We start from the raw sequence: 14143 nt of genomic DNA on the forward strand, positions 1-14143 counted from the left end.
TCAGAGCAATTCGGCGAGCATCGCCGCGGCGCGCCTGGCCCCGTCGGTCTCGACCGGTCGGAACGACGGCGCGGCCGTCATCTCGTCGACGATGACTTTGGCCAGCAGATCCGGATCGGCGGTCTCGGCGTATCGCATCCGCCGTCCGGCGGCGTAGCGCTCGAGCCGGTGACGGACATGGAAGTTCTGCTCGAAATGGTGCTCCAGCGGCACGTAGACGAACGGCGTGCCCGCGGCGGTCAACTCCATACAGGTGGTCAACCCGCCTTGCACCACGGCGATGTCGCACGCGGCCAGGTAGTCGGAAAGATCGGGGACGAACCCACGCACCCGCACGCCCTGCCTGCGCGGCAACGTCGCTGGATCGATCCGCGGGCCCGTCACGACGAGGAAGCGCAGTTCCGGTATCGCGCGGCGGACCATCGGGGCGGCCGCCAGGATGCGGTGCAGCAGCGGCGCCCCGACCGATGTCCCGCCCACGGTGACGACACAGAGCCTATGGTCCTCGCGCAGACCGAGCCTGCGGCGCAACGCCTTCCGCTCCGGGCCGGTCGGCGGGGGCGAGCCGAGCACGTATCCGGAGAAGTCGAAGTTGCGTTCGGTCCACTCGCGGATCTCGGGCAGATCGGCGCCGAAGCGTTCGTCGACGACATCTTCGGGATTGCCGACGAAGATCGACCGGTCCCGCAGGTGCGGGAATCGGTCGCGGTGCTCGATCATCTCGGAGTTGTAATCGGAGGTCAGGCCCGCTTCGCGAGAACCGCCGTCGGCCATCGGCAACCACCCGACGAAGTCCGTCATCCACGCGAACTGACACCGCTTGAGTTCCGGGTTCTCGTGGAGGTAATGGTCGACCTCCCACGCCTCGTCGGCGATCACCAGATCGGGTGGATCCTCGGTCATGATCTCGGCGAACACCATGAAATTGGCGACCAGGATCTCGTCCATCCGGCGGATCGCCTCGAACACGTGCAGGTCGTGCTCGCCGGACTCGTGCTCGACGTGTGACGACTCCGTGAGCAGATGCGCCGACGCCGGGTGCAGCCGCTCGCCTGCGGCGGCCAGCACGCGGGTGACCGGGTCCTGCGCCAGCCATTCGATGTCGAGATCGGGTTCCAGAGCACGCAATTCGGCGGCGATCGCCACGTCACGACGGGCATGGCCCAGCCCGATCGGCGAGGACAGGTACACCACCCGCCGGCGTCGGCGCGGCGCACGCACCCACGTCGTGCGCCGTGGCGCCGACGGGGCGACCGATTCGACGAAGTCGCGGATCATCATGTTGACGCGGACCGGATCCCGCGCCAGCGGCGCATGCCCCGCGTCCTCGACCAGGGTCAGCGACCCACCCGTCAGCTCGGCTAACTGCTCGCCGACCGCGGCGCGGCTGACGCGGTCCGCCGTCCCGTGCACCACGTGGACAGGACAGCGGACCGCCGTGGCGAACTGCTCGAACGGCTCTGCGGCAAGCACATTCGGATCCAGCCGCGCGTCGGTGGTGTGGGCCAGTGTCTCGGCGTCGATGTCGGCCGAGAACGCCATCATGTCCTCGATCTGCTTGGTCGAGTGCGGTTCGGGGAACATCGCGTCGAAGAAGAACCGGCGGAAGCCGTCCAGTCCGCTGCGCAGCCAGTGCTCGCGGTTGTAGGTCTGCCAGCCGGCCGGCGCATCGACCGCCGGCGGTGACCACAACCACTCCCGCTCGAGGTCCAGCTTCGCGGCGGGCACCCCGCAGGCCGGGGCGATCGCGAAGATGCCCGTGATCCGGTGGGGGTGAGCGGCCGCGACGCGCACCGCCCACTCCGCTCCCCGCGACAGACAGACCAGCACGCAGCGCGGGGTGTCGGTGGCATCGAGCACCGCCACCGTGTCGGCCGCATACTGGCGGTCGGTGTACGCGGCGGCACCGCGCGGTCGGTCGGAGCGACCGCAACCGCGGCCGTCGAATGTCACGACCCGGTAGTGCCGCGCCAGGAACGCCACCTGTGCCTTCCAGAACCGGGAGTCCACGATGGACCAGGTGGGCATCAGCATCACCGTCGTCGGTCCGTCGCCATACACGTCGTAGTGCAGCGACACGCCGCCGCGGGCCACCGAACCCGTCAGGTCCGGTGGCCTGGCTCGGCGCTGCGAACCATCCACGGCTTCCATCCTCGTCGGTTCGGCCGGCTTCAGGGCCGAACCTCGAAAACGTTGTTGAACGGCGTCTGTACGGCCAGGTGGAACCGGGTGAAGCCGGCGGCGGTCACCACATCGCGGATCCGAGCCGGACCGGCCTGCGTCCCGATCGCCAGACCCACGGGCTGCGACAGCGACGAGGGCGTGCACAGCAGCGTCGAGAACCCGTAGTAGGCGCGCCCGATCGGGGTGAAGTTGTCCTCGACGCGATCACCGGCGGCCGGCTCCACGATCATCCAGGTGCCGTCGTCGGCGATCGCCCCGCGGACCTGCCGCGCGGCGCCGATCGGGTCGCCCATGTCGTGCAGGCAGTCGAACATCGTGACCAGGTCGTACGGCCCACCGCGCAGGTCGCCGGCGCCGCTCGCATCGAAGCTGATGGCCAGGTCCGGCGCGGCCGCGCGGGCCCGCTCCCTGGCGGTCTCGACGGACGCGGCGTGCGCGTCGGTGCCGTGAAAAGTGGAGGCGGGGAACGCCTTCGCCATCATGATCGTCGATGCACCGTGCCCGCATCCGACGTCGGCGACGCGGGCGCCGGCCCGAAGCTTGTCCACCACCCCGTCCAATGCCGGGATCCAGTTGTCGACCACGTTGGCGGCGTACGTCGGAAGGAAGAACCTCTCGCAGCCGACGTGGACGTCGGAGTTGTGCTCACCCCACCCCATGCCGTCACCCGTGCGGGCGACGTCGACGATATGCGTTGCGTCCCGCAGGGTTCCGTAGGCGAGCTGGAAGAGCCCGCCGACGTACGCGGGGCTGGACTCGTCGACGAGCGCCACGGCCTGTTCGGGCGGGAGATGGTAGCGCCCCGTCGTGGTGTCGTAGGCGACGAATGAACCGGCGGCCTGCGCGTTGAGCCATTCGCGGGCGTAGTGCTCGTCGGTCGCCGTGTGCTCGGCCAGTTCGGCCGGTGTGCTGGGCCCGTGTTCATCCAGCGCGCGGTAGTAGCCGAGCCGGTCGCCCATCACGACGAGCGCGGAGTTCAGTGCGGCGCCGGTCTCCTCGACCGCGCGCATGACGAATGCCATGAGCTTCTCGTAGTCGATCGCCTCGGTGGTGGCGGTGGTGGTCATGTCGTACCCCTTCCTGTGGCGATTCCAGGGTGGGCCCGCCGGCCACTCCGCCGAATCAGGTGACCCCCCTGGTTCCGCCGCCTAGGATCGGCCCATGCTCCTCGGCCGCGAACCCGAGCAGCAGCGCATCGCCGAACTGGTCGCCGGTGCGCGCCTCGGACAAAGCGGTGTGCTGGTACTGCGCGGTGAGGCCGGGATCGGCAAGACGGCACTGCTCGAGGACACTGCGTCACGCGCGGACGACATGGCGGTTGTTCGGGCGTCGGGCACCGAAGCCGAGTCGGCGCTCGCGTTCTCGGGGCTTCACCAGTTGCTGGGGTCCGCATTGCATCTCATCGATCGCCTGCCCGGTCCGCAAGCCGACGCGCTCGCCGTCGCGCTGACGCTGCGCGCGGGTCCGGCCCCGGAACGGTTCGCGGTCGGTGCGGCGACGCTGAGCCTGCTCAGCAGGCACGCCGAAGACCGTCCGCTGCTGATCCTGATCGACGACGGGCACCTGCTCGATCCGCCGTCGGCGGATGCACTGCAGTTCGTTGCCCGTCGACTGCTGGCCGATCCGGTCGCCATGGTCATCTGCACCCGGCCCGAACCCGGGTCCGCGTTCGCGACGACCGACCTGCCGGTCATCGACCTCGCGGGGCTGGATCTCGCCGCGGCATCCGCCTTGATCGCGATGTCGGCACCCCAAACCGCAACGGCCGAGGAAGCCGCCCATCTCCACCGCGTCACGCTGGGCAGCCCGCTGGCAATCGTCGAGTTGGCGCGCGATATCGAACGCATCCGTGACACCCCGGACGAACTGCCGGTGCCGGTGAGCGAAACGGTGGCCGCGGCTTTCGGGCGCCGGATCACCGCACTCTCCGACGAAACCCGGCTGGCGCTGCTGCTCGCCGTGGTCGCCGACGGCGATCTCGGTCTGGCATCGCGCGCCGCGACGGCGATGGGCACGTCGCTCGCGTCGATCGCAGACGCCGAGCCGACGGGCCTGCTTCGCGTCTCCGCAGCTCGCGCACAGTTCCGGCACCCGCTGGTGAAATCGGCGATCTACGGTGCCGCCGATGCCTCGACGCGCCGCGCGGTGCACCGCGCCGTCGCAGCGGCAATGCCTGCCGCCGCGCAGGCACGCCGGGTGTGGCATCTCAGCGAGGCGGCCGTCGGCCCCGACGACGCCGTCGCCGACGACTTGGTGGAGGTGGCCGAAACCGCCTCTGCCAGAGGCGCGCACGGCGTCGCGACCCGAGCGTTGACCCGAAGCGCCGAGCTGACCAACGACGACCCGCTGCGTTGCACACGGCTGATCGCTGCCGCCGAGGCGGCGTGGTTCTCCGGACACATCGCGCGGGCGGGCGAATTGCTCAGCGACGCCGAAGCGATCGCCGCCGACGTCGCCTCGCTGACCGAGATCGCCGCCCTGCGAGGCATGATCGCGTTGCGCACGGGGTCTCTCCGCGATGCCCGCGACCTCCTGATCGACGCGGCCTCTCGAGCCGAACCGTCCGACCCGCAGGCCGCGGTCGCCCTGCTCGCCGACGCGGTGAGCGCCTGTTTCTGTCTGTGCGACACCGCAACCGGCCTCGTCACGGCCGGCCGTATCGAGGCGCTGCTGTCCTCGTGTGGCTCGGTTTCGGCTCGCGTCCGCGGCGAGCTGGCGATCGGCATCGCCCGCATCCTGGCCGGCGAAGACGGTGTCCGGTGGCTGCGCAGCGCCGTCGCAACGCTGAGCGATCAACCGTCGGTACTCGACGATCCGCGCCGCCCGGACTGGCCGATCCTCGGCACGTTGTTCCTGCGTGAGTCCGCCGCCGGCCGGGATCTCGTCCAGCACGTCGTTCGGGATCGCCGGGCGCGGACGGCCATCGGCGCGTTGCCGAACCTGTTGTTCCACACGGGCCGCGACGAGGCGACGACCGACAAGTGGCAGTCGGCGCTCGCGAGCTACGGCGAGAGTGTGGCGCTCGCGCGGGAAACCAGCCAGACGACCGATCTCGCCGCGTCACTTGCGGGCTTGGCATGGCTTCAGGCCCGCATGGGCCGGGACGACGAGTGCCGCGCCAACGCCGCCGAGGCGCAGGCGCTTGCCCAGCGCAACTACATGGCCCTGGCGCAGATCTGGGCGCAGTACGCGTTGGGCGACCTCGCGCTGGCCGCCGGCCACGCCGCAGAAGCCATCGAACAGTACGAGGCGTTGTCAACCATGTTGACCGACATGGGCTTCCGCGATATCGACGTCTCCCCCGGGCCCGAGCTGGTCGAAGCATATATTCGCAGCGGCCGTGCCGACGCCGCCACCGAGGCCGCCCGCGACTACTTTCGCCGCGCCCAGGACAAGTGCCAACCGTGGGCGCTGGCCCGCGCCCACCGCGCGATGGCGCTCGTCGCCTTCGACGCGACGGACCGCACCCGGCATTTCGACGAGGCGCTGCGGCTGCACGAACTGAGCCCGGACACCTTCGAAGCCGCACGCACCCGGCTCGCCTACGGTGCGAGCCTGCGCCGCGACAAACAGCGGGTGGCCGCGCGGCGTCACTTGCGCACCGCACTCGAGGACTTCCAGCGGCTGGGCGCGCAACCGTGGGCCGAGCTCGCCGCCAACGAACTGGACGCCACCGGCGAGCGCGCCCGGCGAGACGGTGACGGGTACTCGACCCACCTGACGCCGCAGGAGCTGCGCATCGCCCAGATGCTCGGGGACGGGGCGACCACCAGAGAGGCCGCGGCGGCGCTGTTCCTCAGCCCGAAGACCGTCGAATACCATCTCCGCCACGTCTATCAGAAGCTCGGCATCCGCTCCCGTGACGAGCTCAGAACGGTGGTCGCAGCGCAAGCGCGCTGATCGTCACGGCTGTAGCACCAGACGCCCGCGCACACCGCCCTTCTCGAGCCGGGTATGCGCTCGCACCGCGTCCTTCAGCGGATAGGTGTGGGCGACGCGCAGGGTCAGGGCTCCCTGGCGATGCGAACCGCCGAACAACGCCGGCAGCAGGCCAGGCGGGGGTACGACGCCTTCCTCGCCGAGTGTCCCACCCGCGAGTTGATGGAGACACTGAGCGACAAGTGGATTGGCCTCGTGCTGGGCGCGCTGGCCGAGGGACCGAAGCGGCACAGCGAGTTGGCCCGCCGCATCGCCGGTGTGAGCCAGAAGATGCTGACCCAGACGCTGCGCACACTCGAACGCGACGGCCTGGTCACCCGAACGGTCACCCCGACCGTCCCAGTTCGCGTCGATTACGAGCTCACCGCCCTGGGCCGCACGCTGTTGCCCGTCATGCTGGGCATCAAGGGCTGGGCGGAGACGCACATGGACGAGGTCAATGCCGCCCGACAGCGCTACGACAAGGCAAGTCGCCCCGACGGCGCCTGACTTCCTCGCGGCGAGCAGTCGCAAACCCGCCGTAAATCGCCGCAAATTGGTCGGTTCTGCGTCTGCTCGTCAGCCGGTGTCGAGCCAACGAGGGACTTTGGTCCCTGGCGCTCCCTATACCCCCGGAGGTATGGTGGCAATACCCGCTGGGGTATAGATGCCCCGGCCGACGAAGGATCAGGGCCATGAAGTTCATCCAGTACTACCTGGACTGCCTATCGCATGCGTCGTACCTGATCGGCGACGAGGGAACCGGACGCGCGGTGGTGGTCGATCCGCAACGCGACGTGTCGGGTTACCTCGCCGACGCCGAGACATACGGGCTGACCATCGACCTCGTCATCGAGACCCACTTCCACGCCGACTTCCTGTCCGGGCACCTCGAGCTGGCGCAGGCCACGGGCGCCAGGATCGTCTACTCCTCGGTCGCCGAGGCCGAGTTCGACTTCATGGGTGTCGACGACGGCGAGCGCTACTCGCTGGGCGACGTGACGCTCGAGTTCCGTCACACGCCGGGACACACGCCCGAGTCGCTGAGCATCGTGGTCTACGAGCACGCCGACGACCAGATCCCCTACGGCGTGCTGACCGGTGACGCCTTGTTCATCGGTGACGTGGGCCGTCCCGACCTCCTGGCGTCGATCGGCTTCACCCGCGAGGAACTCGCCGACAAGCTCTACGACTCGCTGCACGACAAGCTGATGACCCTGCCCGACGCGACCCGGGTGTACCCGGCGCACGGCGCCGGCTCGGCGTGCGGCAAGAACCTGTCCACCGAGCGGTGGTCGACGATCGGGGACCAGAAGGCGACCAACTATGCGCTGCGCGCGCCCGACAAGGCGACCTTCATGCAACTCGTCACGGAGGGCCAGCCGCCCGCGCCGTCGTACTTCGTCTACGACGCGATCCTCAACCGCAAGGCGCACGGCCTGCTGGACGAGAGCAAGCGGCCCATCCCGATGACCTACGCACAGGTGATGGCCGCCCTCGACGGCGGTGCCGTGCTGGTCGACGGCCGCAGCCCGGAGGAATTCGCCCAGGGCCACTTCCGGCGGGCGATCAACATCGGCCTCGACGGGCGGTACGCGGAGTTCGCCGGCTCGATCCTGCCTTCCGACGTCGACATCGTGCTGATGACCGAAGCGGGACAGGAACTGGAGGGCAAGAACCGGCTCGCCCGCATCGGGTTCGACCGGGTGATCGGCTATCTCGCGTCGCCGGCCAAGACGATGTACGAACACCAGCCCGACGTCGTGGTCGCATCGCGACTGACCGCGAGGGCGTTCGACGAGCGCGTCGAGCAAGTGCCCGGCCTGCAGATCGTGGATGTGCGCAACCCCGGCGAGTTCGAGGGCGGCGCGATCGCGGGCGCGGTCAACATCCCGGTCGCGCAGTTGGCCGGCCGGCTCGACGAGCTCGACGCCGCAGTGCCCACCGTCGTGTACTGCGCGGGCGGGTACCGCTCCTCGGTCGCCGCGAGCCTGCTGCGGCAGCGCGGGTTCACCGACGTGAGCGACATCGTCGGCGGTTACGAGGCCTGGCGACAGGCCGTCCAGAACGTTTGAGACACAGCAGACAGGAGAAATCGATGACCACAAACCACCACCACGCCCTCATCGTCGGCGGTGGCACCGCCGGCATCACGGTGGCGGCCCGGTTGCTGCGCAAGGGATTACGCGACGTCGCGGTGATCGAACCCTCGCCGACCCACTACTACCAGGCCATGTGGACCCTGGTCGGCGGCGGGCAGGCGGACGCGGCGTCGACGGCACGCCCCGAAGCGTCGGTGATGCCCAAGGACGCGACGTGGATCAAGAACGCCGCGGCGTCCGTCGACCCGGCGGCCAACACCGTCACCTGTGCCGACGGCGCGACCTACGAATACGACGTCCTCGTGGTCTGTCCGGGTATTCAACTCGACTGGGACCGCACCGAGGGTCTGCGGGATTCGCTCGGCCGCAACGGTGTCTCGTCGAACTACCGCTTCGACCTGGCGCCGCGAACGTGGGATTTCATTCGGTCGACCCGGTCCGGCAGCGCCGTGTTCACGATGCCGTCCGGCCCGATCAAGTGCGCGGGCGCACCGCAGAAGATCGCCTACCTCGCGGCCGACTACTGGCGAAAGACCGGTGTGCTGAACAACATCGACGTCCACCTCGTCGTGCCGACTCCGCGGATCTTCGGCATCGGCGCCATCGCGGACAACCTCGACAAGGTGATCGCCGACTACGGAATCCACCTGCACACCAATTCGGAGGTGACCTCCGTCGACGCCGAGGGCCACAAGGTCGCGCTGAGCAGCGTCGGTGAAGGCGGCACCAGCACGATGCTGCCCTTCGACGTCCTGCACGTCGCACCGCGCCAGTCGGCGCCCGACTGGATCAAATCGAGCCCGTTGTCGACCGGAGACGCCAACGGATACGTCGAGGTCGACAAGCACACCCTGCAGCATGTGCGGTACCCCAACGTCTTCAGCCTCGGCGACGCCGGCTCGACGCCGAACTCGAAGACCGGTGCGGCGATTCGCAAGCAGGCGCCCGTCGTCGTGGACAACATCGTGTCGTTCCTCGCCGGCGAACCGCTCGGCGCCAGCTACGACGGGTACGCGTCGTGTCCGATCGTCACGTCCTCGCACGCGATGCTGCTCGCCGAGTTCGATTACGAGTTCCAGTTGGAACCGACGTTCCCGCTACTCGATCCGACCAAGCCGCACCGGACCTACTGGTACCTGAAGAAGTACGGGCTGCCGTTCATGTACTGGAACCTGATGCTCAAGGGCCTCGCATAGGGGGGCTCAGAAGTCCAGCGACGCCACCGAGACGACGATCAGGGACATCACCGCCGAGGCGACGAGGTAAACCTCCCAGCGCGGCGTGATGGGACTCGGCAGGGGGCGGGAGGCCAGCGTGCGCTGCCGGCGGATCCCGACCACGAAGGTGTACAGGGCGACTGCCAGGGCGAGGCCGACCGCGGCGAGCCCGAGCAGGCCGAAATGGCCGTGCAGGTCCCGGAACAGCAGCAGCGCGCCGTTGGCCAGCACGCCCAGCGAGGTGCGGGTCCACGCCAGCACGGTGCGCTCGGCCGCCAGCCCGGTGTCCGCCGCGCCGGGTGAAGAGGTCAACCGCCCGCCGCCCGCCAGATCATCAGGCCGACGATGAGGACGGCGATCACCGCGAGGCCCACGGCGAGATAGGCAGGGGTCGGGTGACGCGGCAGCGGCAGACCGCTGCGCACGGCACGATCGACCTGTCGCCACCGCACCAGCCCCATGCCTGCAGTCAGGATCGCCAGGGCCGCGAGCAGCAGACCCAGGCCGTGGCGCGCGCCGGGAATCCCGAGTTCCGGAACGAACTGGATCACCGCGACCGCCGCGGCCAGCAGGCCGAGCGCGGTGCGCTGCCACGCCAGGAAGGTGCGTTCGTTGGCCAGCGTGAACCGGTAGTCCGGCTCGTCGTCGGCCGCATCACCGCCTGCCCGGGCGGCGCCGGTTTCGTTCGTCATCGGTCGCCTCCCTGCGCACTCCCGCAGCGGAGGCGCGTCGGGCTGGCACTTTACGCCGTGGTCAGCGCCTCGTCGTCGTCGGCGCCGTCGGCCTTCGGCACCTCCGAGCCGCCGGGAATCGACGGCACACGCGTGGCGCGCACGTACACCGTGTCGCCTTCCTTGAGCCCCAGCGCTTCGGCGTCGCCACGGGTGATCTGTGCGGTGAACGGCGTATTCGAGGCGGCGCTCGTCAGCTCGACGCGAACCTCGAAGCCCAACATGACGATCCGGTCGATGGTCGCCCGCACGACACCAGTCGCCTGCACCGGGTCGTCGCTCGCGGCGATGGCCATCTCGGGATTGCGCCCGACCCGGATGTCGTGCGGTCGCACCAGCGTTCCGTTCAGCGACGACACCGCGCCGAGGAACGACATCACGAACGCGTTTGCCGGCTCGTCGTACACCTCGGTCGGCGAGCCGACCTGCTCGATGCGGCCCTTGTTCAGCACCGCGATCCGGTCGGCGACGTCGAGTGCCTCCGACTGGTCATGGGTGACCAGCACGGTCGTCACGTGCACTTCGTCGTGCAGCCGGCGCAACCAGGCGCGCAGGTCCTCGCGCACCTTGGCATCGAGTGCGCCGAACGGCTCGTCGAGCAACAACACCTGCGGGTCCACCGCGAGCGCGCGCGCCAGCGCCATGCGCTGGCGCTGACCACCGGAGAGCTGGTTCGGGTAGCGGGTCTGAAACCCGGCCAGCCCAACGACTTCCAGCAAGTTGTCGACCTTCTCGGAGATCTCGGCCTTGGGCCGCTTGCGGATCTTCAAACCGAACGCGACGTTGTCGCGCACGGTGAGGTGCTTGAACGCCGCATAGTGCTGGAACACGAAGCCGATACCGCGCCGTTGGGGCGGTATCTTGGTGACGTCGCGTCCGTTGATGGTGACCGTCCCGGTGTCGGGTTGATCCAGCCCGGCGATCGCGCGCAGCAGCGTGGACTTGCCGGATCCGCTGGGTCCCAACAGCGCGGTGAGTGACCCGGCGGGCACGTCGAAGTCGACATCGTCGAGCGCGGCGAAGTCGCCGTAGCGCTTGTTCGCGCCGCGCACGGTGATCGCATTCGTCACAACCGTCGTCTCCTGTCCTACTTGCTCGTCTTCTGGCGGCGGGCATCGAGAATGATCTGGGCTATCAACACGATCACGGCCACCGCCATCAGCAGCGTCGAGATCGCATACGCACCGTATTCCGCACCGCGCGCGTGCCGGTCCGACACCAGCAGCGTGAGCGTCTGCGAGGTGCCGGGCAGGTTCGACGACACCATGATGACAGCGCCGTACTCGCCGAGGGTACGGGCGACGGTCAGCACCACGCCGTACATCAGACCCCACTTGATCGACGGCAGCGTCACCCGCCAAAACGTCTGCCACGACGTCGAACCCAAGGTCGACGCCGCCTCCTCCTGGTCGGTGCCCAACTCGTGCAGGACGGGTTCGACCTCACGGATGACGTACGGGACCGTGACGAAGATGCTCGCCAGCACGATTCCGGGAAGGCCGAAGATGATCTTCAGGCCGAGGTTGTTCTCAACGAAGCCGAAGACTCCGGCGCTGCCCCACAACAGGATCAGCGCGACGCCCACCACCACCGGAGACACCGCGAACGGCAGGTCGATGACCGCCTGCAGCAGGCTCTTGCCGCGGAACCGGTTGCGCGCCAGTACCAGTGCCGTGGGGACGCCGAATACCACGTTGAGCGGCACCACGATTGCGACGACGAGCAGCGACAGCTGCAGCGCCGAGATCGCTGCAGGCGTGCTGATGGACTCGACGAACGCGCCGACTCCGGGCGCAAAGGTGCGCCACAGGATCAGCCCGACGGGCACCACGAGCAGCACCAGCAGATAGCCCAGCGCGAGGAAGCGCAGGACACGCCGCGTGACGGGCGACAGGATCACGTCGCCAGCTCATCCCGTTTCGCCGCCCGGGCACCGATGCTGCGCAGGATGAACAGCACGACGAAGGAGATCGCCAACAGCACGATGGAAACCGCTGCGGCGCCGGTCTTGTCGTCGAACTCGATCAGGGTGCGGATGTACTGGGAGGACACCTCGGTCTCCCCCGGCACCGCACCACCGATCAGCACCACCGACCCGTACTCGCCGATCGCGCGCGAGAACGCCAGGCCCGCGCCGGACAGCAGCGACGGAAGCAAGGCCGGCAGGATCACGAGCCGGAAGATCGTGAAGTTGTCCGCGCCCAGCGACGCGGCGGCCTCCTCGACCTCCCTGTCGAGTTCGAGCAGCACCGGTTGTACCGAGCGCACGACGAACGGCAGGGTGACGAACAGCAGCGCGACGGCCACGCCCCATTTGGTGTGCTGGATGTGGATGCCCACCGGGCTGCTCGGGCCGTACAGCGCGAGCATCACCAGACTGGCGACGATGGTGGGCAGGGCGAACGGCAGGTCGATGATCGCGTCCACAAGTCGCTTGCCCGGAAAGTCGTCGCGCGTCAGGACCCAGGCGACCAGCAGACCGAAGAACAGGTTGACCACCGCGACCCCGGTCGAGACCGTCAGTGTCACGCGGAAGGACTCCAGCGCCGCGTTCGACGTCACCGCCTGCCAGAACGCCGCCCAGCCACCGCCCGCGGACTGCCAGACGATCGCGGCCAGCGGCAGCAGCACGATGACCGACAGCCACGTCGTCGCCACCCCGACCCGCAGGCGGGTGCGGCCGTAGCGGCCGGTGAAAATGCTCGAGTCGAGGCTGGCTGTCATCCCGTGGCTTGCTTGTAGATCTTGGTGATCGACCCATTGTCCTTGTCGAACAGCGCGGGGTCGACGGCGCTCCACCCGCCGAGGTCGGCGATCGTCCACAGCTTCTCCGGGGTCGGGAAGTCGATCGCGAAGTCCTCGGCGACTGCGGGGTCGACGGGCCGGAAGCCGGCCTGCGCCCAGATCTTTTGGCCCTCCGGGGTGTAGAGGAAGTTCTTCAGCGCGTTGGCCTGCTCGAGGTGCCGTGACGTGGACACCACCGCCACGGGGTTCTCGATCTTGAACGTCTGCGGCGGGTTGACGTGCTCGACCGGCTTGCCCTGGCGCTCGATGTTGATCGCCTCGTTCTCGTAACTGAGCAGCACGTCGCCGGTGCCCTGCAGGAACAGGTCGGTGGCCTCCCGGCCGGACGTCGGTCTGGTCTTGATGTGCTCACCGACCAGCTTGGTGACGAAGTCCAGCCCGGCCTGCGAGTTCTGCCCGCCGCTGCTCTTGGCGGCGTACGGCGCCAGCAGGTTCCACTTGGCCGAACCGGAGCTCAGCGGGCTCGGGCTGACCACCTCGAGCCCGGGTTGGAGCAGGTCGTCCCAGTCCCTGATGTTCTTCGGGTTGCCCTTGCGCACGACGAGCGAGACGACGGAACCGAACGGGATGCCCTTGGTGGCGTCGGCGTTCCAGTCCTCGGCCACCTTGCCGGCCTTCACCAGCCGGGCGACGTCGGGTTCGACGGAGAAGTTGACGAGGTCGGCGGGCTTGCCCTCGACGACCGCCCGGGACTGGTCGCCGGAGGCGCCGTAGGAGGTCGTCACCGCGACGCCCTGGCCCTCCTCCGTGGCCGCGAACGCCGGGATGATCCTGCTCCACCCCGGCTCGGGCACCGCGTAGGCGGCCAGGGTGAGCGTGGTCTCGGCGTCTCCGGCCTGCTCGTCGCCGCCAGCGACGTCGCTCGAGCCGCCGCCGCACGCGGCGAGAAGGGTCGCGGTGGTCGCGAGCGCCGCTGCGGCGCGCCAGGATTTTCCGATGGTGGGCATTGTGACCTTTCCTTGCGGTTGACCGACGGGGGAACCGTCACGACGGCAAGGCGAGGGATCAGTATCTGGACCGAATGGCAGCCACTACCGACACCAGACCGCGGACGGGCATGGAGTCAGCGACAACAACAGACGTCTGCGACAGCAGTGAATCCCACGGCAATGAGGGCCAGGATGTGGCCGCTCTTGTTGCCGGACGCTGTGCGCATGGCGCGAACAATAACAGAGTTGGCGCTCAT

13 protein-coding genes are annotated in these 14143 nt (G+C 68.9%); 4 read left to right on the top strand and 9 right to left on the bottom strand.

Annotated elements, in window-relative coordinates:
• Both ABGB19_RS22995 and ABGB19_RS23000 read right to left on the bottom strand, forming a co-directional pair.
• Positions 1–2142: an alpha/beta fold hydrolase gene (locus tag ABGB19_RS22995; RefSeq protein WP_347688302.1), complete on the bottom strand. Its 2142-nt coding sequence runs from the start codon at positions 2140–2142 to the stop codon at positions 1–3.
• A 29-nt stretch (positions 2143–2171) separates the two neighbouring features.
• Positions 2172–3251: a class I SAM-dependent methyltransferase gene (locus ABGB19_RS23000; protein ID WP_347688303.1), complete on the bottom strand. Its 1080-nt coding sequence runs from the start codon at positions 3249–3251 to the stop codon at positions 2172–2174.
• Positions 3252–3345: 94 nt separating this feature from the next.
• Between ABGB19_RS23000 and ABGB19_RS23005 the strand changes: the two genes are divergently transcribed.
• A complete protein-coding gene (locus ABGB19_RS23005) occupies positions 3346–6084 on the top strand; it encodes an AAA family ATPase (protein WP_347688304.1) in 2739 nt (912 codons plus the stop codon).
• Between the two features lie 3 nt (positions 6085–6087).
• Here the strand turns inward: ABGB19_RS23005 and ABGB19_RS23010 are convergent, their stop codons facing one another.
• Positions 6088–6222 (bottom strand): zinc-binding dehydrogenase, encoded by a 135-nt coding sequence (locus ABGB19_RS23010; RefSeq protein WP_347688305.1) that lies wholly within the window; start codon positions 6220–6222, stop codon positions 6088–6090.
• Here ABGB19_RS23010 and ABGB19_RS23015 point away from each other — a divergent pair.
• From ABGB19_RS23015 to ABGB19_RS23025, 3 genes are all read left to right on the top strand, one after another.
• A complete protein-coding gene (locus ABGB19_RS23015) occupies positions 6199–6612 on the top strand; it encodes a helix-turn-helix domain-containing protein (RefSeq protein WP_347688390.1) in 414 nt (137 codons plus the stop codon). The two genes, ABGB19_RS23010 and ABGB19_RS23015, sit on opposite strands and share 24 nt — an antisense overlap.
• A gap of 185 nt (positions 6613–6797) precedes the next feature.
• The gene (locus tag ABGB19_RS23020; protein ID WP_347688306.1) at positions 6798–8177 is read left to right on the top strand and encodes an MBL fold metallo-hydrolase; all 1380 of its coding nucleotides are present in this window, start codon (positions 6798–6800) and stop codon (positions 8175–8177) included.
• A gap of 23 nt (positions 8178–8200) precedes the next feature.
• A complete protein-coding gene (locus tag ABGB19_RS23025) occupies positions 8201–9400 on the top strand; it encodes an FAD/NAD(P)-binding oxidoreductase (RefSeq protein WP_347688307.1) in 1200 nt (399 codons plus the stop codon).
• A 6-nt stretch (positions 9401–9406) separates the two neighbouring features.
• Here the strand turns inward: ABGB19_RS23025 and ABGB19_RS23030 are convergent, their stop codons facing one another.
• From ABGB19_RS23030 to ABGB19_RS23055, 6 genes are read right to left on the bottom strand one after another with little or no spacing between them, the layout of a single operon-like run.
• Entirely contained in the window at positions 9407–9733 is a 327-nt protein-coding gene (locus ABGB19_RS23030; protein ID WP_347688308.1) for a DUF202 domain-containing protein, read from the bottom strand.
• Positions 9730–10113 (bottom strand): DUF202 domain-containing protein, encoded by a 384-nt coding sequence (locus tag ABGB19_RS23035; protein WP_347688309.1) that lies wholly within the window; start codon positions 10111–10113, stop codon positions 9730–9732. Before ABGB19_RS23035 ends, ABGB19_RS23030 begins: the two co-directional genes overlap by 4 nt.
• 50 nt (positions 10114–10163) lie before the next feature.
• Positions 10164–11222, bottom strand: a complete 1059-nt coding sequence (locus ABGB19_RS23040) for a TOBE-like domain-containing protein (RefSeq protein WP_347688310.1) — start codon at positions 11220–11222, stop codon at positions 10164–10166.
• A 17-nt stretch (positions 11223–11239) separates the two neighbouring features.
• On the bottom strand, positions 11240–12052 hold the full coding sequence (gene cysW / locus ABGB19_RS23045) for a sulfate ABC transporter permease subunit CysW (RefSeq protein WP_347688311.1): 813 nt from the start codon (positions 12050–12052) through the stop codon (positions 11240–11242).
• Positions 12049–12876, bottom strand: a complete 828-nt coding sequence (cysT, locus tag ABGB19_RS23050) for a sulfate ABC transporter permease subunit CysT (protein WP_347688312.1) — start codon at positions 12874–12876, stop codon at positions 12049–12051. The genes cysW and cysT overlap by 4 nt, the downstream gene beginning before the upstream one ends.
• Positions 12873–13904, bottom strand: coding sequence for a sulfate ABC transporter substrate-binding protein (locus tag ABGB19_RS23055; protein ID WP_347688313.1), 1032 nt, complete (start codon positions 13902–13904; stop codon positions 12873–12875). The genes cysT and ABGB19_RS23055 overlap by 4 nt, the downstream gene beginning before the upstream one ends.
• Positions 13905–14143 lie beyond the last annotated feature (239 nt).

The sequence above is a fragment of the Mycobacterium sp. B14F4 genome, from assembly GCF_039871645.1.
Lineage (GTDB): Bacteria > Actinomycetota > Actinomycetes > Mycobacteriales > Mycobacteriaceae > Mycobacterium.

Excerpts from the sequence above, each read along its gene's own strand:
- ABGB19_RS23035 (WP_347688309.1), bottom strand. The coding sequence starts at position 10,113 with ATGACGAACGAAACCGGCGCCGCCCGGGCAGGCGGTGATGCGGCCGAC.
- ABGB19_RS23025 (WP_347688307.1), top strand. The coding sequence starts at position 8,201 with ATGACCACAAACCACCACCACGCCCTCATCGTCGGCGGTGGCACCGCC.
- cysT (WP_347688312.1), bottom strand. The coding sequence starts at position 12,876 with ATGACAGCCAGCCTCGACTCGAGCATTTTCACCGGCCGCTACGGCCGC.
- ABGB19_RS23055 (WP_347688313.1), bottom strand. The coding sequence starts at position 13,904 with ATGCCCACCATCGGAAAATCCTGGCGCGCCGCAGCGGCGCTCGCGACC.
- ABGB19_RS23020 (WP_347688306.1), top strand. The coding sequence starts at position 6,798 with ATGAAGTTCATCCAGTACTACCTGGACTGCCTATCGCATGCGTCGTAC.
- ABGB19_RS23005 (WP_347688304.1), top strand. The coding sequence starts at position 3,346 with ATGCTCCTCGGCCGCGAACCCGAGCAGCAGCGCATCGCCGAACTGGTC.
- ABGB19_RS23000 (WP_347688303.1), bottom strand. The coding sequence starts at position 3,251 with ATGACCACCACCGCCACCACCGAGGCGATCGACTACGAGAAGCTCATG.